This is a genomic window from Streptomyces sp. NBC_01003 (assembly GCF_045162695.1).
Lineage (GTDB): Bacteria > Actinomycetota > Actinomycetes > Streptomycetales > Streptomycetaceae > Streptomyces.
In genome coordinates this window covers 5,280,921-5,300,800 of record NZ_CP108707.1, presented here as the reverse complement: position 1 = coordinate 5,300,800, position 19,880 = coordinate 5,280,921, and the positions used below count along the sequence as shown (strand labels likewise).

Here is a 19,880-nt window from a genome sequence, read left to right as displayed (position 1 = left end):
ATTGGGCCGCACCCCGAGGGGTGCGGCCCAACGTTTGCTTCAGCTCTGCCAAGCGCAGTGCTTAGGCGGAGACGACCTCGACGCTGACCTTGGCGGCAACCTCGGGGTGCAGACGCACGGACGTCTCGTGGGCGCCCAGCGTCTTGATCGGCGAGCCCAGCTCGACGCGGCGCTTGTCGATCTTCGGACCACCGGCAGCCTCGATCGCCGAAGCGACGTCGGCCGGGGTGACGGAACCGAAGAGACGACCGGCGTCGCCGGAGCGGACGGCCAGGCGGACCTTGACACCCTCGAGGCGGGCCTTGATCTCGTTGGCCTGCTCGATGGTCGCGATCTCGTGGATCTTGCGGGCGCGGCGGATCTGCGCCACGTCCTGCTCGCCACCCTTGGTCCAGCGGATCGCGAAACCACGCGGGACCAGGTAGTTGCGGGCGTACCCGTCCTTGACGTCGACGACGTCGCCGGCGGTGCCGAGGCCAGAGACCTCGTGGGTAAGGATGATCTTCATTGTTCGGTCACCCTTTCCTTATCGCGCGGTGGACGTGTAGGGCAGCAGCGCCATCTCACGGCTGTTCTTCACGGCCGTGGCGACGTCACGCTGGTGCTGCGTGCAGTTGCCGGTCACGCGGCGGGCACGGATCTTGCCGCGGTCGGAAATGAACTTCCGCAGCATGTTCGTGTCCTTGTAGTCCACGTACGTGACCTTGTCCTTGCAGAAAGCGCAGACCTTCTTCTTAGGCTTGCGCACAGGCGGCTTCGCCATGGTGTTTCTCCTGTGTGATCAAGAAGTGTGGGTACGGCCCACCCCTTGGCCCTGAGGCCTAGAAGGGGGGCTCGTCCGAGTAGCCGCCGCCGGAGGAGGAACTGCCGGAGCTTCCGCCCCAGCCACCTCCGCCGCCCTGCTGGCCGCCGCCGGCCGGCGCACCGGTCGCCCAGGGGTCGTCGGCGGGAGCACCGCCGCCACCCTGCTGCTGACCTCCACCGGAGCCACCGCCCCAGTTGCCGCCGCCCTGCTGGCCGCCGCCACCGCCGCCGTATCCACCCTGACCACCGCGACCGGTGGTCTTGGTGACCTTGGCCGTGGCGGTCTTCAGGCTGGCGCCGACTTCCTCGACGTCCAGCTCGTAGACCGTGCGCTTGACGCCCTCACGGTCCTCGTAGGACCGCTGCTTCAGCCGGCCCTGCACGATGACGCGCATGCCTCGCTGGAGCGACTCCGCGACGTTCTCCGCCGCCTGACGCCAGACCGAGCAGGTGAGGAACAGGCCTTCGCCGTCCTTCCACTCATTGGTCTGCTTGTCGAAGATGCGGGGAGTGGACGCGACACGGAACTTCGCGACCGCCGCACCGGAAGGGGTGAAGCGCAGCTCGGGGTCGTCGACAAGATTGCCTACGACCGTGATGACGGTCTCGCCTGCCATGGGGGAACCTCTCGGCGGGTTTGCTGCTGGCTGCTTGCTGCTACTCGAAACCCGAGTGCCGCTGAGCTAGGAAGCTCAGTGGGTCTCGGGACGGAGGACCTTGGTCCGGAGGACCGACTCGTTCAGGTTCATCTGGCGGTCGAGCTCCTTGACGACCGCAGGCTCGGCCTGCAGGTCGATGACCGAGTAGATGCCCTCGGGCTTCTTCTTGATCTCGTACGAGAGACGACGACGGCCCCAGGTGTCGACCTTCTCAACCTTTCCGTTGGCCTCGCGGACAACGGAGAGGAAGTTCTCGATCAGCGGGGAGACAGCGCGCTCCTCGAGATCGGGGTCGAGGATGACCATCACTTCGTAGTGACGCATGTGGAACCCACCTCCTTTGGACTCAGCGGCCACGGTCGTTCCGTGGCAGGAGGGTCGTGATGCGTACGCAACGGTATCGGCGACCACTGACAATCGGGCCCCGCTGGCGGGGATCCCTGGTCAGGGCGTGAGCAGACACCGGTGCAGACGGTACAGACTACCCGCACCACGGCTTCCGGTTGAAATCCGACCGTGGGAGGGCACAATCTGTACACATCGGGTGTGTATGGCGCTACGATGCGCCGCCTTCCGCAGGAGGTGCCACATGGCACAGGCAATGCGACCCAACACCGCGACATCTCTCCTCGCCACGGACGGGAAGCCCCATCCTCTCCAGGACTCGCTGGTCGCGGTGGCGATGGTTCTCGGGGCGATCGCCATCATCTCTTCGCTCTTCAGCAGCCTCCACCTGCTCAGCTCCTGGGCTGGGCTGATCGGCGTCCTGACCGCCGCATACGGCCAGTTCATCTCGGTGACGACGCGCGAGCGCTTCGGTCTCATCCTGGGCCTCGGCGCCTCGGCGATCGGCCTCTTCATCGGCATGGCCCACGGAGGTCTGTTCGGCGGTGTCATCGGCTGACGGCCCGCGAAGGTCCCATAGGCCCAGTCGGGGCGCTCCCAGGGCGCAGTAGGCTTCGGCGCGAGAGCCGGAGCCCTTGTACCCATGGGGACACACCAGCCCGAGGAGCGCCCCGAATGAGCCTGACCCTGAGGACCATCAGCCGAGAGCAGCATCTGGCATACATCCAGAGCCTGCCCTCGGCTAGCCACATGCAGGTCCCGGCATGGGCTGATGTGAAGGCGGAGTGGCGCTCCGAGAGCCTGGGCTGGTTCGACGAGCGGAACGGCGAGATGGTCGGCGCGGGCCTGGTCCTCTACCGGCAGCTGCCCAAGATCAAGCGCTATCTCGCGTATCTCCCCGAGGGCCCGGTCATCAACTGGTTCGCTCCGAACCTCGACGACTGGATGCGTCCGATGCTGGCGCACCTCAAGCAGCAGGGCGCCTTCTCCGTGAAGATGGGCCCGCCGGTGATCATCCGGCGCTGGGAGGCCACATCGATCAAGAAGGGCATCCAGGACCCGGACGTCAAGCGCCTGCGCGACATCGAGGCCGACTTCATCGAGCCGCGTGCCTTCGAGGTCGCCGACAAGCTGCGCCGCATGGGCTGGCAGCAGGGCGAGGACGGCGGCGCCGGCTTCGGCGACGTACAGCCCCGCTACGTCTTCCAGGTGCCGCTGGCCAACCGCTCCCTCGAGGACGTGCACAAGGCCTTCAACCAGCTGTGGCGCCGCAACATCAAGAAGGCCGAGAAGGCCGGCGTCGAGGTCGTCCAGGGCGGCTACCAGGACCTCGCCGAGTGGCAGCGTCTCTACGAGATCACGGCTGTGCGCGACCACTTCCGGCCGCGCCCGCTGTCGTACTTCCAGCGCATGTGGACGGCCCTCAACAGTGAGGACCCCAACCGGATGCGGCTGTACTTCGCCCGCCACAACGGGGTGAACCTGTCGGCGGCGACGATGCTGGTGGTCGGGGGGCACGTCTGGTACTCCTACGGAGCCTCCGACAACATCGGCCGTGAGGTCAGGCCCTCGAACGCGATGCAGTGGCGGATGCTCCGCGACGCCTACGCGCTCGGAGCGACGGTCTACGACCTGCGCGGCATCAGCGATTCGCTCGACGAATCGGACCACCTCTTCGGTCTGATCCAGTTCAAGGTGGGCACCGGTGGGCAGGCTGCCGAGTACCTCGGCGAGTGGGACTTCCCGCTCAACAAGCTGCTGCACAAGGCCCTCGACATCTACATGTCGCGGCGCTGAGCCTCTCCTGGTCCGCCCGGCCCACACGGCCCGGGCGGACCCTGCACAATTCACGTAGCTCCAAAGCTTCTTCATACCTCTGATACACCGCAGCCACGAGAAAGGTTCCGGGACCGGCCATGGCGCTCACGCTCTACGTCGACACCGCGCGCTGGCGGGCACACCACAAGCACGTGCTCGAGCAGTTTCCGGGGATTGTCCCCGTCTGCAAGGGCAACGGCTACGGCTTCGGCCATGAACGGCTCGCGGACGAGGCCACCCGCTTCGGCTCGGACGTCCTCGCCGTCGGCACGACCTACGAAGCCGCCCGGATCAAGGACTGGTTCAGCGGTGACCTGCTGGTCCTGACCCCGTTCCGGCGGGGCGAGGAGCCCGTGCCGCTGCCCGACCGTGTGATCCGCTCCGTCTCCTCCGTCGACGGCGTGCACGGCCTCGTCGGCGCCCGTGTCGTCGTCGAGGTGATGTCCTCGATGAAGCGGCACGGCGTGAGCGAGCAGGAACTGCCCCAGCTCCACTCCGCCATAGAGGATGTCCGGCTCGAGGGCTTCGCGATCCACCTGCCCCTGGACCGCACCGACGGCTCCGACGCCGTCGAGGAGGTCATCGGCTGGATGGACCGTCTGCGCGCGGCCAGGCTGCCGCTGCACACGATGTTCGTCAGCCACCTCAAGGCCCAGGAACTCGCCCGCCTTCAGCAGCAGTTCCCGCAGACCCGGTTCCGGGCCCGCATCGGCACGAGGCTCTGGCTGGGCGACCACGACGCTACCGAGTACCGCGGCGCGATCCTGGACGTGACCCGCGTCGCCAAGGGTGACCGCTTCGGTTACCGCCAGCAGAAGGTCGCCTCGGACGGCTGGCTCGTGGTCGTCGCCGGCGGTACGTCGCACGGCGTGGGCCTGGAGGCTCCCAAGGCGCTGCACGGCGTCATGCCGCGCGCCAAGGGCGTCGCCCGCGCGGGCCTCGCGACCGTCAACCGGAACCTGTCGCCGTTCGTCTGGGGCGGTAAGCAGCGCTGGTTCGCAGAGCCTCCGCACATGCAGGTCTCGATCCTCTTCGTGCCGTCCGACGCCCCCGAGCCCCGGGTGGGCGAGGAGCTGGTGGCCCATCTGCGGCACACCACCACGCAGTTCGACCGGATCCTCGACCGCTGACCGAGGCCTGGAACAGGCCGGGTCGCACGGACAAACGGAAGGGCCGGACACCATCACGGTGTCCGGCCCTTTTCATGCGTTCGCTCAGAGCGAACGCTCTTCGTCCTTGCCCCAGCCCCAACTCACTTGTGGCCACTCCTCGTTGTGCATCGCGTGCCGTGGGGGATGCGCGGCGTGGCCGAGCACGAACACGTCCGGCGCTCCGTCCAGGGCACCGCCCGACGGGTCGTCGTCCCCGGAGCGTCTGACCACGTCCCGTTCCGGCATCAGGATGTCGCGCACGATCACCGCGCACAGATAGAGCGTGCCCAGCAGGTGGATGAGGATGACGAGGTGGTAGCCGTCCGTGGGCAGCCCCCGGTGCTTGTCACCGCTCGTGGTGTACGCGAGGTACATCCAGATCCCCAGGAAGTACGCGACCTCGCACGCCTGCCAGATCAGCAAATCCCGCCAGCGCGGCCGGGCGAGGGCCGCGAAGGGGATCAGCCACAGGACGTACTGCGGCGAGTAGACCTTGTTGGTGAGGATGAAGGCGGCAATGACCAGGAAGGCGAGCTGCGCGAGGCGGGGCCGGCGTGGCGCCGTCAGGGCGAGCGCAGTGATACCCAGACAGGCCAGGACCATCAGCACCATCGCGTAGGTGTTGGCGTCGTCGGGGCTGATCTGCGCGTCCCACCGCTGCTGGATGATGAGCCAGATGGACCCGAAGTCGACGCCGCGCTCCTGGCTGAAGCGATAGAACTTCGACCAGCCGTCGGGGGCGAGCAGCATCACCGGCAGGTTCACGACGAGCCACGCGCCCACCGAGCCGGCCAGGGCCTTCCCGAAGTCGCGCCAGCGTCCGGCGCGCCAGCAGAGCAACAGCAGCGGGCCGAGCACCAGGAACGGATAGAACTTCGCGGCCGTGGCCAGGCCCAGCAGGACACCGAAAGCGACCGACCGGCCCCGCGACCACATCAGCATCGCGGCCGCTGTGAGGGCCACGGCGAGCAGATCCCAGTTGATGGTGGAGGTCAGCGCGAACGCGGGCGCAAGGGCGACCAGGAGGCCGTCCCAGGGGCGTCGCCGGTGGGTGCGAGTCACGCAGATGGCGATCACCACCGCGCAGATCATCAGCATCCCGGCGTTGACCATCCAGTAGACCTTCTCCAGGTGCTGGATGGAACCGCCGCCCAGGGTCAGCCAGGACGCGACCTCCATGAACACACCGGTCAGCACCGGGTACTCGAGGTAGTCCATGTCGCCGGGCAGCTTGTCGAAGTACGGCACCAGGCCGTCGGCGAAGCCCCGCCCCTGATAGAGGTGCGGGATGTCCGAGTAGCAGGCGTGCGTGTACTGCGAGCTGGCACCGAAGAACCACGCGCCGTCGTAGCAGGGCAACTTCTGCACCATGCCCAGCGCGAACATGCCGATCATCACCAGCGCGATGACGCGTACAGGGGTCCACCAGGAGCTCCCGAGCAGCGCCCATCGTCCGATGGGTCCGCCGATCAGCTCGCTCCCCGCTGCGGCGACCTCGTCCTCCTTGGTCGGCCGTACCGGGTCCGGCTGTTGCACATGGGTGCGCGTCGTCTCTGCACTGGGCATGCCGCACATCCTGCCGTACGCGCCTGAGAACGGGGCGAGGGCCGCCACACCTGATCGGTGCGGCGGCCCTCACTTGGCGCGGGTCACGCGCTGTTTCACGTGGAACACGCAGCGTTTCACGTGAAACAGGCGGCGTGAGTTCAGCTCCGGCTAGCCCGCTGGGCCTCCGAAGATCCCTCCGTTGCCGTTTCCGTTGCTGCCGCCGTTGCCGCCCCCTGGGTCCGACGGCGAGCTGGTCACGCCACCGTCTGTGCCACCCGTGGGTGTCCCACCGGTGCCACCGTTCGACGTTCCGCCGTTGTCGTTGCAGTTCCACGACCAACTGCTGCACGACTCGCTGGTCGACGGCGACGGGCCGGGGGAGGACTGGCTGGGCGACGGTTCCACCGTTGCCGAATCCGAGGGGGACGGAGTCGCCGAGGGAGTGATGCTCGGGCTCGGGGTGGCGCCGACGATCTCACCAATGGGCTCGGGAGTGGGGAACACCTTGACCGGCGCTCCCTTGAGAGCCTCCATCATGTAGTCGTGCCAGATCTCGGACGGGAACGAGGCACCGTGGATCTTCTCCTGGCCGCCCGTACCGTACATCTCCAAGAACTCGCGCTTCTTGCTGTTCTCGTTGTCGTCCATCCGGTACATCGTGATGGCCGTCGACAGCTGCGGGGTGTACCCCACGAACCAGGCGGACTTGTTGCCGTCGGTCGTACCGGTCTTGCCCGCGACCTGGCGGTCGGGCAGCTTCGCGTTGGTACCCGTTCCCTTGTCGACGACGGTCCTCAGGACGTCGGTGACGTTGTCGGCGACCGCCGGCTGGAAGGCCCTGAACGGCGCCTTCTCGTGCCGGTAGACCGTCTCACCTGCGTGGTCGACCGACGTCACCGAGAACGGATCGTTCCGCTGCCCGCTGGCCGCGAAGGTGCCGTAGGCGCCGGCCATGCGGATCGCGCTCGGGTCGGAGGTACCGAGGGAGAAGGACGGATAGTTGGCGCTGGCGAAGCTGTTGTCCTTGATGCCTGCGTCCTTCGCGGCCTGCTTCACCTTGTCCAGGCCGACATCCATGCCCAGCTGGACATAGGCGGAGTTGACGGACTCCCGCATCGCCTCACGAAGGTCGATCTGGAAGGTCGGCCGGTTGTAGGACTCCCCGCCGTCGTTCGTCTGGAGCCACTCCTTGCCGTCCTTGTCCGTCCAGACCTCGCCGTTGTACTTCTTGATCTTCAGCTTGTTCTGGCCGCTGTAGAGACTCTTCGGGGAGACCGGCGTGCGCTGTTCGTCACCCTGGTCCTCGATGCCCTTGGGGTCGCGTACGCCGTCCCTCATTGCGGCGGCCAGCACGAACGGCTTGAAGGTCGAGCCGACCTGCGCACCGGTCTGGTCGGCGTTGTTCGTGTAGTGCGTTGTCGCGTCCTCACCGCCGTAGATGGCCTCGATCGCGCCGCTCGTGGGGTTCACCGAGGCGCCGCCGAACTGGACGTACTTGTCCGTCTTCGGGCGGAGCTTCGCTTTGATGTTCTCCTTGCGGACCTTCTTCACGGCCGCTTCGAGCTTGTCCACCTTCGTCCTGTCGAAGGTGGTGTGGATCTCGTAGCCGCCCTTCTGCAGGTCGAGGGCGGTGATCTTGCCATCGCTGTTGTTGATGACGTAGGCCTTGGCAAGGTCCACGAGGTAGCCGACCTGGCCGCCCAGCTTGCCGTTGGCCCGCGGGCTCTGCAGCTGGGGGAAGCCTTCTGCCTGGAATTTCTGCCGGTCCGTGGCGTTCAGACGCTTGTCCTTGACCTCTTCGTCGAGGATCCAGCTCCACCGCTCCTCCGCGCGCGCCCTGTTCTTTGCGGGCGTCGCCTCGACCGGGTCGATCTCCGGCGCACCGGCGGGGTCGTAGTACGTCGCGCCCTTGAGCACCGAGGCCAGGAATGCGCACTGGCTCGCGTTCAGCTCCGAGGCGTCCTTGTTGAAGTACGTGCGGGCAGCCGCCTGAATACCGTAAGCACCGCGCCCGTAGTACGCGGTGTTCAGGTAGCCGGCCATCACCTTCTCCTTGGGCTCCGTACGGCCCACCTTTATGGAGACGAACAGCTCCTTGACCTTGCGCGAGACCGTCTGCGACTGGTCGTCGAGCATCGCGTTCTTCACGTACTGCTGGGTGATGGTCGAGCCGCCCTGCGTCGCGCCACCCTTGGCCATGTTGACGAACGCGCGGGCGATGCCCATGGGGTCGACGCCCTTGTCCGTCTCGAACGTCTTGTTCTCGGCGGACATGACGGCGTACCGCATGGCCTCGGGGATCTCTTCGTACTTGATGATCTGCCGGTTCGTCTCGCCACCGGTCGAGACCATCGGCTTGCCGTCGGCCCAGTAGTAGACGTTGTTCTGGGCCTTGGCCGTGTCCGCCTCCTTCGGGACGTCCACAAGGGCGTACCCGATGCCCGCCGCGGCCATGAGGCTGCCGCAGAGGCCCACGAACAGACCCGTCACCAGGCGCCAGGACGGCAGCCAGCGGTGCACTCCGTACTTGTCGGAGCGCGGGTAGTCGATGAACCTCTTCTTCTGCGGCGGCCGTGAAGGTCCGCGACCCCTGCCGCGCCCTGGCCCGCTCGATCCCTCGGGGCCACCTCCACCGCGCCGGCCGCCGCCTCCGCGGCCACCGCCGCCGTCGGGAGCCTTCCTGCGGCTCCCTCCGGCGCTGCGCTGTGCGGCTCGGCGCGCTTCCGCGCGGCCTCCGTACGGGCGGTCGTCGCCCGTGGAGCCGGACGATCCTGTGGACCCCGGTGCTCCATATGCGTCAGAAGGTGATCCGGTGGCGTCACGCGGTGCCGCGCGACGGCCCGGCGATGCGCCGGACGTGCCGCGACGGGCCGCGGCACGTCCGCCGCCCTGTGGCTGCGGCGGTTTGCGACGGTGCTCGCTCATCGAACGACTACTCCTCGGGCAGGCGCTGTGACACGCGCCTGGAAACGGCGGCTGGTTTCCGGTCCCCCCGAAATACGGATGCGCCCCTTCTGGCACTCACCCGCAATGCACCGGGGACAACGACGCCCACAGGCGTCACTTGGTTCCCGGCGGTCTGCATGGCCGACAGACTACGCACCGTCAAAACCCACCTAGGGCCGAAGTTCACCCCAAATCAGGCAACTCGCTTGGTATGAATCGGTGATGTGACGCCGTTCACCGTGATCCCTCTTGTCCCATCCGCGGGGCCGTTCTATCGTCGTGATGTATCGAGTCGATACATCAGCTCGGCATAAAGAGTCCGTAAGAGGTCGTGACACCGATCGCGGCAGAGGAGGAGGCGACGATGAGCCGACGTTCCGGCATCCTCGAGTTCGCCGTCCTCGGGCTGCTCCGCGAGTCCCCGATGCACGGCTACGAGCTGCGGAAACGGCTCAATACATCGCTGGGGGTCTTCCGCGCCTTCAGCTACGGGTCCCTCTACCCCTGTCTCAAGACGCTGGTCGCAAGCGGCTGGTTGATCGAGGAATCGGGGAGCACACCCGAGGACGCCCTCGCCGCACCCCTCGCAGGGCGTCGCGCCAAGATCGTCTACCGGTTGACGGCGGAAGGTAAGGAGCACTTCGAGGAGCTGCTCTCGCAGACCGGCCCGGACGCATACGAGGACGAGCACTTCGCCGCGCGGTTCGCCTTCTTCGGGCAGACCTCGCGTGACGTACGCATGCGCGTGCTCGAAGGCCGTCGCAGCCGTCTCGAGGAGCGCCTCGAAAAGATGCGCATCTCCTTCGCCCGCACCCGGGAACGCCTTGACGACTACACCCTTGAGCTCCAGCGGCACGGAATGGAATCCGTGGAGCGCGAAGTGCGCTGGCTGAACGAGCTCATCGAGAGCGAGCGGGCGGGGCGGGATCAGCGGCGATCCGACCCCTCCGACGCAGCTCAGCAGGACACATCTGGAGAGACGGGCGGCCTGCCCCGGCACCGGGACAGCACCCGGCCGGATCCGTCCGACGACACCGCCACGTGAGGCCCATTCGGGGTTTCACCGATACACACAGGGAGCAACCGGAATGGGTTCGGTTCGCGTAGCCATCGTCGGCGTGGGCAACTGCGCCGCCTCGCTGGTCCAGGGCGTCGAGTACTACAAGGACGCCGACCCGGACGCCAAGGTCCCGGGCCTGATGCACGTCCAGTTCGGCGACTACCACGTCGGTGACGTCGAGTTCGTCGCCGCCTTCGACGTCGACGCGAAGAAGGTCGGCCTCGACCTCTCCGACGCCATCGGTGCCAGCGAGAACAACACCATCAAGATCTGCGACGTGCCGAACACGGGCGTGACTGTCCAGCGCGGCCACACCCACGACGGCCTGGGCAAGTACTACCGCCAGACCATCGAGGAGTCCGCCGAGGCCCCGGTCGACATCGTCCAGATCCTCAAGGACAAGCAGGTCGACGTTCTGATCTGCTACCTGCCCGTCGGTTCCGAGGACGCCGCGAAGTTCTACGCGCAGTGCGCCATCGACGCCAAGGTCGCCTTCGTCAACGCCCTTCCGGTCTTCATCGCCGGCACCAAGGAGTGGGCGGACAAGTTCACCGAGGCGGGCGTGCCGATCGTCGGTGACGACATCAAGTCCCAGGTCGGCGCCACCATCACGCACCGCGTCATGGCGAAGCTGTTCGAGGACCGCGGTGTCCGTCTCGAGCGCACCATGCAGCTGAACGTCGGCGGCAACATGGACTTCAAGAACATGCTCGAGCGCGAGCGCCTGGAGTCCAAGAAGATCTCGAAGACGCAGGCCGTCACCTCGCAGATCCCCGACCGCGAGCTGGGCGAGAAGAACGTCCACATCGGCCCGTCGGACTACGTCCAGTGGCTCGACGACCGCAAGTGGGCCTACGTCCGCCTCGAGGGCCGCGCCTTCGGTGACGTTCCGCTGAACCTGGAGTACAAGCTCGAGGTCTGGGACTCCCCGAACTCCGCGGGTGTCATCATCGACGCCCTGCGCGCCGCGAAGATCGCCAAGGACCGCGGCATCGGCGGCCCGATCCTCTCCGCGTCCTCGTACTTCATGAAGTCCCCGCCGGTTCAGTACTTCGACGACGAGGCCTACGCGAACGTCGAGAAGTTCATCAAGGGCGAGGTCGAGCGCTAACCACACACAGTGCGGCGCGCACCAGTGGTAACGCGCCTCTCCTTGTGGGCTGTTGAGGTCCCCGGATGCACCTGGAGTGCACCCGGGGACCTTTCCCGTGTGTGAGGCTGTGCCCCATGGCTGTCGTCCGTGACCTGCGGGTACTCCTGCGCTTGAGGGACTTCCGGCGCCTGTTGGCGCTGCGGCTGCTCTCGCAGGGCGCGGACGGCGTCTACCAGGTCGCACTGGCCACCTATGTGGTGTTCTCGCCGGAGAAGCAGACTTCGGCCGGCGCCATCGCCTCGGCCATGGCCGTGCTGCTTCTCCCGTACTCGGTCGTCGGCCCGTTCGCGGGCGTCCTCCTCGACCGCTGGCCCCGCCGCCAGGTCTTCCTCTACGGCAATCTCCTGCGGACCGTCCTGGCGTCCGCAACGGCCGTCCTGATGCTCAGCGATGCGCCGGACTGGCTCTTCTACGCCTCCGCCCTGTGCGTCACCGCCGTCAACCGGTTCATCCTCTCCGGGCTCTCCGCCGCCATGCCGCGCCTGGTCGACGCCGAGCGCCTGGTGATGGCGAACTCGGTCTCGCCGACGGCAGGCACCCTCGCCGCCACGCTGGGCGGCGGACTCGCGTTCGCCGTACGGCTGCTCATCTCGGACTCCGACGCCCTCGTGGTGCTCGTCGGGGCGGCGCTCTACCTGTGCGCGGCGCTCGCCTCGCTGCCCATGTCCGCGGAACTGCTCGGTCCGGACGCGCAGTTGGTGCGTCCCGGCTTGCGGACAGCGCTCAGCGGTACGGCGCAGGGGCTGGTCTCTGGCGTGCGTCATCTGACCGCCCGCCCCCCGGCCGCCCGCGCCCTGGCCGCCATAACGCTGATGCGGTTCTGCTACGGGGCGCTGACGGTCATGGTCCTCATGCTCTGCCGCTACTCCTGGTCGTCCACGGAGTCCGACGGGCTGGCCCTCCTGGGTGTCGCCGTGGCGATCTCGGGGGCGGGATTCTTCGCCGCCGCCGTGGTCACGCCCTGGGCCGCGGGGCGGCTGGGCCCCGCCGGGTGGATCATCGTCTGCGCGGGGGCGGCAGCCGTCCTCGAACCCGCCCTCGGGCTCCCGTTCGCGCCGGCCCCCATGATGGTCGCCGCCTTCGTCCTGGGCCTGACGACCCAGGGCGCGAAGATCGCCACCGACACGGTCGTGCAGTCCTCGGTGAACGACGGCTTCCGTGGCCGGATCTTCTCCGTTTACGACGTGCTGTTCAACGTCGCGTTCGTCGGCGCGGCCGCAGTGGCCGCGCTGATGCTGCCTCCTGACGGACAGTCGGTCCCGCTGGTGCTCACCGTGGCCCTGATCTACGCGGCGATTGCTGGCGCTATGACCCGATTCGACACCCAGTAAGTGTCACATCAATGACACAGAGCCCCTCCCGACTTCAGAGTTGTCAGTCGGTACGGATAACTTACGGGCGTCTTATCCGCGCCATCGCGCCTAAGTTCGAGGGGGACCCCCAAAGTGACCACTCCGCCGCCGCAGGGCCAGAATCCGTTCGCCCAGGGCCAGCAGCCCTCTGGCCCGCCGCAGGGCGGTCCGTACGCTCCGGTCGCCGGCCAGCCCGGGGTTCCTCAGCAGCCGTACCCGCCGCACGCCCAGGGCGCGCCCATCCCGCCCGGCCGGCCAGCCGGTGGCGGCAAGAAGAAGGCCCTGCGCATCGTCGCGCTGATCGTGGTTGCCATCGCGCTCTACGGCGTGAAGTGGTACCTCGGCCAGAGCGACGCCGAAACGACCGCGGTCGGCAGCTGCCTGCACAACAACGGCACGACGTCCTCTCCGGACCTGAAGGACGTCGACTGCTCCTCGAGCGACTCCGAGTACAAGGTCATCGAGAAGTTCGACGGTACGAGCGACGTCGACAAGTGCAACTCGGTCCAGGGCACCGAGGTCTCCTACTACCAGAGCGGTGGCAGCCACGACGTGGTGCTCTGCCTGAAGGAAACCAAGTAAGACCTCGCATCACCATGCCGAAGGGCGCTGTTTCACGTGAAACAGCGCCCTTCGGCATGTCCGTCCCGGGTCCATGTTTCACGTGAAACATGGACCCGGTTCACTCACTCGGCGTTCTGCTGTGCCGCCCACCACTCCTTGAGCGCCGCCACCGCCGCGTCATGCCCCATCGGCCCGTTCTCGAGCCGCAGTTCCAGCAGGAACTTGTACGCCTGCCCGATCGCCGGCCCCGGCTTGATACCCAGGATCTCCTGGATCTGATTGCCGTCGAGGTCGGGGCGGATCGAGTCCAGCTCCTCCTGCTCCTTGAGCCGCTCGATGCGCTCTTCCAGGCCGTCGTACGCGCGCCCCAGCGCGTTCGCCTTCCGCTTGTTGCGCGTCGTGCAGTCGGAGCGGGTCAGCTTGTGCAAGCGGTCCAGCAGCGGGCCCGCGTCACGGACGTAGCGGCGGACGGCGGAGTCGGTCCACTCGCCGGTGCCGTATCCGTGGAAGCGCAGGTGCAGCTCGACCAGTCGCGAGACGTCCTTCACGAGCTCGTTGGAGTACTTCAGCGCCGTCATGCGCTTCTTCGTCATCTTGGCGCCCACCACCTCGTGGTGGTGGAAGGAGACCCGGCCGTCGCCCTCGAAGCGCCGCGTCTTCGGCTTGCCGATGTCGTGCAGCAGCGCCGCGAGACGGAGCACGAGATCCGGGCCGTCCGACTCCAGCGCCATCGCCTGCTCGAGGACGATCAGCGTGTGGTCGTAGACGTCCTTGTGCCGGTGGTGCTCGTCCCGCTCAAGACGCAGCTCGGGCAGCTCGGGCAGGACATGGGCAGCGAGGCCCGTGTCCACGAGGAGGGTGAGGCCCTCGCGCGGGTGTGCGGAGAGGATCAGCTTGTTCAGCTCGTCCCGCACCCGCTCCGCGGAGACGATCTCGATGCGGTCGGCCATGTCCTTCATCGCCTTGACGACCTCGGGGGCCACCTCGAAGTCCAGCTGCGCGGCGAACCGCGCGGCCCGCATCATCCGCAGCGGGTCGTCGGAGAAGGACTCCTCGGGGGTTCCGGGCGTACGCAGCACGCGCTCGGCGAGGTCGTCGAGCCCGCCGTGCGGGTCGATGAACTCCTTCTCCGGCAGGGCCACGGCCATCGCGTTCACGGTGAAGTCGCGACGCACGAGGTCTTCCTCGATGGAGTCGCCGTACGAAACCTCGGGCTTGCGGGAGGTCCTGTCGTACGCCTCGGAGCGGTACGTGGTGACCTCGATCTGGTAGCCGTCCTTCTGGCAGCCGACCGTCCCGAAGGCGATCCCGACCTCCCACACGGCATCCGCCCAAGGCCTGACGATCTTGAGCACATCTTCGGGACGCGCGTCCGTGGTGAAGTCCAGATCGTTGCCGAGCCTGCCGAGGAGCGCATCCCTGACCGAGCCGCCGACCAGGGCGAGGGAGAACCCCGCCTCCCGGAATCGACGGGCGAGGTCGTCGGCGACAGGGGCCACCCGCAGCAGCTCGCTCACCGCGCGGCGCTGCACCTGGCTCAGGGCACTGGGAGTGTCTTCATTGGCGTTCGGCACAACAGAAAAGGGTACGTGTCCCGAGCCCGGGGTTCCGCCCCGTTTTTCCTGGGTGTGCGCGAGCCGTGCCGGATGCCCCCTACCCTGTCTTCCGATCATGTGGAGCAGTCCGCGGCACTTCGCCACAGCGCACCTCGTTACCATGCGTGGACTATCCGACGACCACTGACGACGACGAGGGACGGGCGAGCGCGTGGCCGAGGCGGCAGACTTCCAAGGGATGACTCCCTCACCTGCCCGTCGATGGCGGCGACGCACGGGGGCGTTGCTCGCCGGAGCGCCTCTGCTGGCCGCCCTGACCCTGTTCGGCGGCTCCCCCGGCCATGCCTCCCCGCAGGCGCCTGCGGCCGACGCGATCGGCACGAGCACCGTCGATGTCGCCGTGAACTCGCTCACTCCGAGCGCACCGGTGGACGGCGACACGGTCACCGTCACCGGCACGCTCACGAACGACGGCAAGCAGACCGTCTCGAACGCCCACGTGGCGCTCCGCCTCGGTTCCGCGCTCGGCGGGCGGGCTTCGATCGACAACGCCTCCCGGCACTCGGCAGGAGGAGCGCCGGACGGCACGGAGATCGGCGGCAAGTACGCCAAGAAGATCTCCAAGCTGGCCCCTGGAGCGACGCAGGGCTTCAGCCTCTCCGTCCCCGTCAAGGAGATGGATCTCGGCGCCGAGGGCGTCTACCAGCTCGGTGTCGCGCTGACCGGCCAGACGGCGACGCAGCCGTACGAGCAGACGCTGGGCATCCAGCGGACCTTCCTCCCGTGGCAGCCCGAGGCCGCGGACACGAAGACGAAGACGACGTTCCTGTGGCCGCTCATCTCGCAGACCCACCTCACGGCGGAGACGGGATCGGACGAGCAGCAGACGCGCGTCTTCCACGACGACAACCTCGCCAAGGAGATCGCTCCGGGCGGGCGCCTCCAGCAGATGCTGTCTCTGGGTACCGCCCTCGACGTGACTTGGGTGATCGACCCCGACCTCCTGGCCTCGGTCGACGCCATGACGCGGCCGTACAAGATCAAGGAGCCGGACGGCACCGAGATCAACGGCAGGAACCAGGCGGTCGCCAAGCAGTGGCTGAACGACCTGAAGAACGCCGTCGCCGACCAGAAGGTCGTCGCCCTCCCCTTCGCCGACCCGGATCTCGCGTCGCTGGCCCACAACGGCACGAAGGTGAGCGGTTCCCTCGGACACCTCAAGGACGCCACCGATGTGGCCGCCAAGACCGTGGAGACGGTCCTGCACGTCAAGCCGGACACGAGCTACGCCTGGCCCGCCGACGGCGCGATCGACCCGAGCATCGTCAGTGTCGCGACGTCCGCCGGCGCCGACACGGTGATCGCCCGCAGCGACAGCCTCCAGGAGGGGAACAACCTGCCGTACACGCCGTCGGCGGCCCGCCCCATCGGCAGCGGCACGACGGCCGTGGTGACCGACGCACGGCTGTCGGAGGCCTTCCAGGGCGACATGACGAAGGCCGAGAACTCGACGCTCGCCGTGCAGCAGTTCCTCGCGCAGAGTCTGACGATCAACCTTCAGGAGCCGGACAACGAGCGCAACATCGTGGTCGCGCCGCAGCGCATGCCGTCCGCCAGCCAGGCGCAGTCCATGGCGCAGGCGATCAAGGCCGAGCAGGGCAGCAGCTGGTCGGAGTCCGAGGACCTGGCCGCCGCCACGAAGGCGAAGCCCGACCCCGAAGCGACGACCCGGGTCCCCTCCTCCCGGTCCTACCCCTCGTACCTGCGCAAGCAGGAACTGCCCCAGTCGGCCTTCCAGGCGATCCAGGACACCCAGACCAAGCTCACCAATTTCCAGGTGATCCTCTCCGACCCGTCCCGCGTGGTGACGCCGTTCGGACGGGCCATGGACCGCCAGATGTCCACGTCCTGGCGGGGCCGCCCCGCCGAGGCGCAGACGTACCGCGACGGCGTCGCCGATTACCTCTCGGCGCTCACCAAACAGGTCAGGCTCATCGACAAGTCCGAGGCGAAGCTCTCCGGGCGCAGCGCGACGATCCCGGTGACGGTCCAGAACAACCTCGTGCAGGGCGTCGAGCACCTCGTCCTGCGCCTCACGTCGACGAACGGCACCCGCCTCAAGATCGGCGACGGACCGTACTACGAGCAGCAGGTGAAGGTCGCCGGCGGGCACAGCCAGTCGGTGAAGTTCACGACCACCTCCAACGCCAACGGCAGGGTGCCGGTCTTCGCCCAGCTGTACACCGAGGACGGCCAGCCCTACGGCCCCGAGGTCCGGTTCGACGTGAACGTCACAGAGATCACGCCTACCGTGATGCTCGTCATGGCCGGCGGCGTCCTGCTCCTCGTCCTCGCCGGGTTCCGCATGTACACACAGCGCAAGCGCGCCGCCGCGCAACGCGCCGAGGAAGGGCCTGACGACGGTGCGAACGGGGAGTCGGGCTCCGAGCCCGGGGAAGGCGACCCCGAGCAGCCGAGTGACCCGACACCGGACACCGCTCCGGAAAGCGCGGACCCGTCCGGCACGGGTGAGAGAGTGGACCGTTGAGCGATGTCGTGGCCGTGGGCCCGGGGACTATGAGGTGGGGTAACCATGAACGCGCCGTACGACGGTGACCGTGGCCAGGACCCGGGCGGCTCAGCCTCGGCCGGGGGCCCGCCCCCTGGCCATCAGGGAGCGCCCGGCCACGTCCCGCCGTCTCACCCCGCCCCGGACGCGTATCCGCAGGACGCGTACTTCCAGGACGCCTACGACCAGGATCCGTACCGGGCCCAGGACCTCACCGCCCAGGATCCGGTGACGGAGGCGCTCTACGACCGTGCCGCGCATCCTCCGCCGCCTCCGGGCACCTACGAGGCTCCTCAGCCGCTCTACGCCCCGCCGCCCGCGGCCCAGTACCCCCCGGACCCGCGCGTGTGGGCCCAGACGCCGGCTCCCGAGCCGGAGGGCCCGACGCGGCACCTTCCGTACGGTGACGACGCCAGGACCACACAGTTCGTGGGGGTCGACGATCTGATGACGCAGGCCGGCGAGGAACAGCACGAGCCCGACGCGTTCGCTCATCTCTTCCGCGACCAGCAGAGCAACGGCGGCGGCCGTCCGCCGGCCGACGCCCCCGGCGTTCCGGCGCCCACCGCCGAACCGGCGCAGCCTCCCGTCCAGGGCGGCACGCCCGCGCCTGCCCCCGCCCCGTCGAAGGGGGGCCGCGCGTCGAGCCTCCTGAAGTCGAGTGCCGTCATGGCGGCGGGCACCCTGGTCTCACGCCTCACCGGTTTCGTACGCACCGTGGTCATCACCGCGGCCCTCGGCTCCGCGACGCTCGGTGACGCGTGGACGGTGGCGTACACCCTGCCGACGATGATCTACATCCTGACCGTCGGCGGCGGCCTCAACTCGGTGTTCGTGCCGCAGCTCGTGCGGTCCATGAAGGAGGACGAGGACGGCGGCGAGGCCTACGCCAACCGTCTGTTGACCCTCGTCATGGTCGCGCTCGGCGTGATCGTCGCCGCGGCGGTCTTCGCGTCGCCGCTGCTGATCCGGCTGATGTCGACCTCCATCGCCAACAGTCCGGACGCGAACAACGTCGCCGTCACCTTCGCCCGCTACTGCCTGCCCACGATCTTCTTCATGGGCGTGCACGTGGTCATGGGCCAGATCCTGAACGCCCGCGGGAAGTTCGGCGCGATGATGTGGACCCCGGTCCTGAACAACATCGTCATGATCTTCACGTTCGGCATGTTCATCTACGTCTACGGCACGGCCGCGGACTCGCAGCTGCACGTCGACACGATCCCCGCGGACGGTGTCCGGCTGCTCGGCATCGGCACTCTGCTCGGTCTGACGGTGCAGGCGCTGGCGATGATCCCGTACCTGCGCGAAACCGGCTTCCGGTTCCGGCTGCGGTTCGACTGGAAGGGCCACGGCCTCGGCAAGGCGGTCAAGCTCGCCAAGTGGACCGTGCTGTTCGTCCTCGCCAACCAGGCGGGCGTCCTCGTCGTCACTCAGCTCGCGACCGCCGCCGGCAAGGCGTCCGGTGAAGCCGGCGCGGGCATCATGGGCTACTCCAACGCTCAGCTGATCTGGGGCATGCCGCAGGCCATCATCACCGTCTCTGTCATGGCGGCGATGCTGCCGCGGATCTCACGCGCCGCCCACGACGGCGACCCCGGCGCGGTCCGCGACGACATCTCGCAGGGCCTGCGCACTTCAGCGGTCGCGATCGTCCCGGTCGCCTTCATGTTCGTCGCCCTCGGCGTCCCGATGTGCACCTTGCTCTTCGGTTCCAGCGGCACCGACGGCGCCCGGTCCATGGGCTACATCCTGATGGCGTTCGGCCTCGGCCTGATCCCGTACTCCGTGCAGTACGTCGTGCTGCGCGGCTTCTACGCGTACGAGGACACCCGGACGCCCTTCTACAACACGGTCATCGTGGCCGCCGTCAACGCGGCCGCGTCGGGGATCGCCTATCTTCTGCTGCCCGCCCAGTGGGCCGTGGTCGGCATGGCTGCCTCGTACGGTCTCGCGTACGCGATCGGTGTGGGCGTCGCCTGGCAGCGCCTGCGCAAGCGTCTCGGCGGCGACCTGGACGGCTCTCAGGTCATCCGTACGTACGCCCGCCTCGGCATGGCCGCGATCCCGGGGGCGATCGCCGGTGGCGCGGTCGGTTTCCTGATCACCGGGGCTCTCGGCAGCGGCGCGGGGGGTTCGCTCGCGGCGCTGGTCGTGGGCGGGGCCGTACTGCTGGGCGTCTTCTATGTCGCCGCCCGGCGCATGCGGATCGAAGAGCTCAACTCGATGGTCGGAATGGTCCGCGGGCGCCTCGGCCGCTAGCGGACCGGCGGGCCGCACAACCATCGCGGGCTGCCGCGTGTCGTGCTTATCGCCGGACTGTGGGCACAATTGGCTTTGGCGTCGCAGAGCGCG

General features: G+C 67.9%; 16 protein-coding genes. 9 read left to right on the top strand and 7 right to left on the bottom strand.

Annotation, left to right across the window (positions count from 1 at the left end):
- Positions 1 to 61: 61 nt before the first annotated feature.
- From rplI to rpsF, 4 genes are all read right to left on the bottom strand, one after another.
- On the bottom strand, positions 62 to 508 hold the full coding sequence (rplI, locus tag OG698_RS24285) for a 50S ribosomal protein L9 (protein WP_100597202.1): 447 nt from the start codon (positions 506 to 508) through the stop codon (positions 62 to 64).
- An 18-nt stretch (positions 509 to 526) separates the two neighbouring features.
- A complete protein-coding gene (gene rpsR, locus OG698_RS24280; protein ID WP_003949403.1) occupies positions 527 to 763 on the bottom strand; it encodes a 30S ribosomal protein S18 in 237 nt (78 codons plus the stop codon).
- A 58-nt stretch (positions 764 to 821) separates the two neighbouring features.
- Entirely contained in the window at positions 822 to 1,421 is a 600-nt protein-coding gene (locus OG698_RS24275; RefSeq protein WP_406105388.1) for a single-stranded DNA-binding protein, read from the bottom strand.
- A 75-nt stretch (positions 1,422 to 1,496) separates the two neighbouring features.
- On the bottom strand, positions 1,497 to 1,787 hold the full coding sequence (gene rpsF, locus OG698_RS24270; protein ID WP_052578287.1) for a 30S ribosomal protein S6: 291 nt from the start codon (positions 1,785 to 1,787) through the stop codon (positions 1,497 to 1,499).
- A gap of 265 nt (positions 1,788 to 2,052) precedes the next feature.
- Between rpsF and OG698_RS24265 the strand changes: the two genes are divergently transcribed.
- The 3 genes from OG698_RS24265 (at position 2,053) to OG698_RS24255 (ending at position 4,756) form a co-directional block, all read left to right on the top strand.
- Positions 2,053 to 2,367, top strand: a complete 315-nt coding sequence (locus OG698_RS24265) for a hypothetical protein (RefSeq protein ID WP_100597204.1) — start codon at positions 2,053 to 2,055, stop codon at positions 2,365 to 2,367.
- A 116-nt stretch (positions 2,368 to 2,483) separates the two neighbouring features.
- Entirely contained in the window at positions 2,484 to 3,605 is a 1,122-nt protein-coding gene (gene femX, locus OG698_RS24260) for a peptidoglycan bridge formation glycyltransferase FemX (protein ID WP_329572206.1), read from the top strand.
- A gap of 119 nt (positions 3,606 to 3,724) precedes the next feature.
- A complete protein-coding gene (locus OG698_RS24255; protein ID WP_326774958.1) occupies positions 3,725 to 4,756 on the top strand; it encodes an alanine racemase in 1,032 nt (343 codons plus the stop codon).
- An 84-nt stretch (positions 4,757 to 4,840) separates the two neighbouring features.
- On the opposite strand, the gene OG698_RS24250 is transcribed toward OG698_RS24255, so the two are convergent.
- Positions 4,841 to 6,352 carry a glycosyltransferase family 87 protein gene (locus OG698_RS24250; RefSeq protein ID WP_406111245.1) on the bottom strand — a complete coding sequence of 504 codons (1,512 nt, stop codon included), beginning with the start codon at positions 6,350 to 6,352 and terminating at the stop codon, positions 4,841 to 4,843.
- Positions 6,353 to 6,493: 141 nt separating this feature from the next.
- Positions 6,494 to 9,250 (bottom strand): transglycosylase domain-containing protein, encoded by a 2,757-nt coding sequence (locus OG698_RS24245; protein ID WP_406105386.1) that lies wholly within the window; start codon positions 9,248 to 9,250, stop codon positions 6,494 to 6,496.
- 385 nt (positions 9,251 to 9,635) lie between these two features.
- Between OG698_RS24245 and OG698_RS24240 the strand changes: the two genes are divergently transcribed.
- The 4 genes from OG698_RS24240 to OG698_RS24225 all read left to right on the top strand — a co-directional run bounded on the left by OG698_RS24240 (position 9,636) and on the right by OG698_RS24225 (position 13,418).
- On the top strand, positions 9,636 to 10,316 hold the full coding sequence (locus OG698_RS24240) for a PadR family transcriptional regulator (protein ID WP_116512092.1): 681 nt from the start codon (positions 9,636 to 9,638) through the stop codon (positions 10,314 to 10,316).
- 43 nt (positions 10,317 to 10,359) lie between these two features.
- Positions 10,360 to 11,442, top strand: a complete 1,083-nt coding sequence (locus OG698_RS24235) for an inositol-3-phosphate synthase (RefSeq protein ID WP_399969156.1) — start codon at positions 10,360 to 10,362, stop codon at positions 11,440 to 11,442.
- Positions 11,443 to 11,558: 116 nt separating this feature from the next.
- On the top strand, positions 11,559 to 12,815 hold the full coding sequence (locus OG698_RS24230; protein ID WP_406105384.1) for an MFS transporter: 1,257 nt from the start codon (positions 11,559 to 11,561) through the stop codon (positions 12,813 to 12,815).
- 114 nt (positions 12,816 to 12,929) lie between these two features.
- Entirely contained in the window at positions 12,930 to 13,418 is a 489-nt protein-coding gene (locus OG698_RS24225) for a hypothetical protein (protein WP_406105382.1), read from the top strand.
- 104 nt (positions 13,419 to 13,522) lie between these two features.
- Here OG698_RS24225 and OG698_RS24220 read toward each other — a convergent pair whose 3' ends face one another.
- Complete coding sequence (locus OG698_RS24220; RefSeq protein WP_406105381.1) at positions 13,523 to 14,974, bottom strand: CCA tRNA nucleotidyltransferase; 1,452 nt, start codon at positions 14,972 to 14,974, stop codon at positions 13,523 to 13,525.
- Positions 14,975 to 15,167: 193 nt separating this feature from the next.
- On the opposite strand from OG698_RS24220, the gene OG698_RS24215 reads away from it, so the two are divergent.
- Together OG698_RS24215 and murJ are read left to right on the top strand one after the other, a co-directional pair.
- On the top strand, positions 15,168 to 17,504 hold the full coding sequence (locus tag OG698_RS24215; protein ID WP_406105380.1) for a DUF6049 family protein: 2,337 nt from the start codon (positions 15,168 to 15,170) through the stop codon (positions 17,502 to 17,504).
- A gap of 45 nt (positions 17,505 to 17,549) precedes the next feature.
- Complete coding sequence (gene murJ, locus OG698_RS24210; protein WP_406105379.1) at positions 17,550 to 19,787, top strand: murein biosynthesis integral membrane protein MurJ; 2,238 nt, start codon at positions 17,550 to 17,552, stop codon at positions 19,785 to 19,787.
- Positions 19,788 to 19,880: the final 93 nt, after the last annotated feature.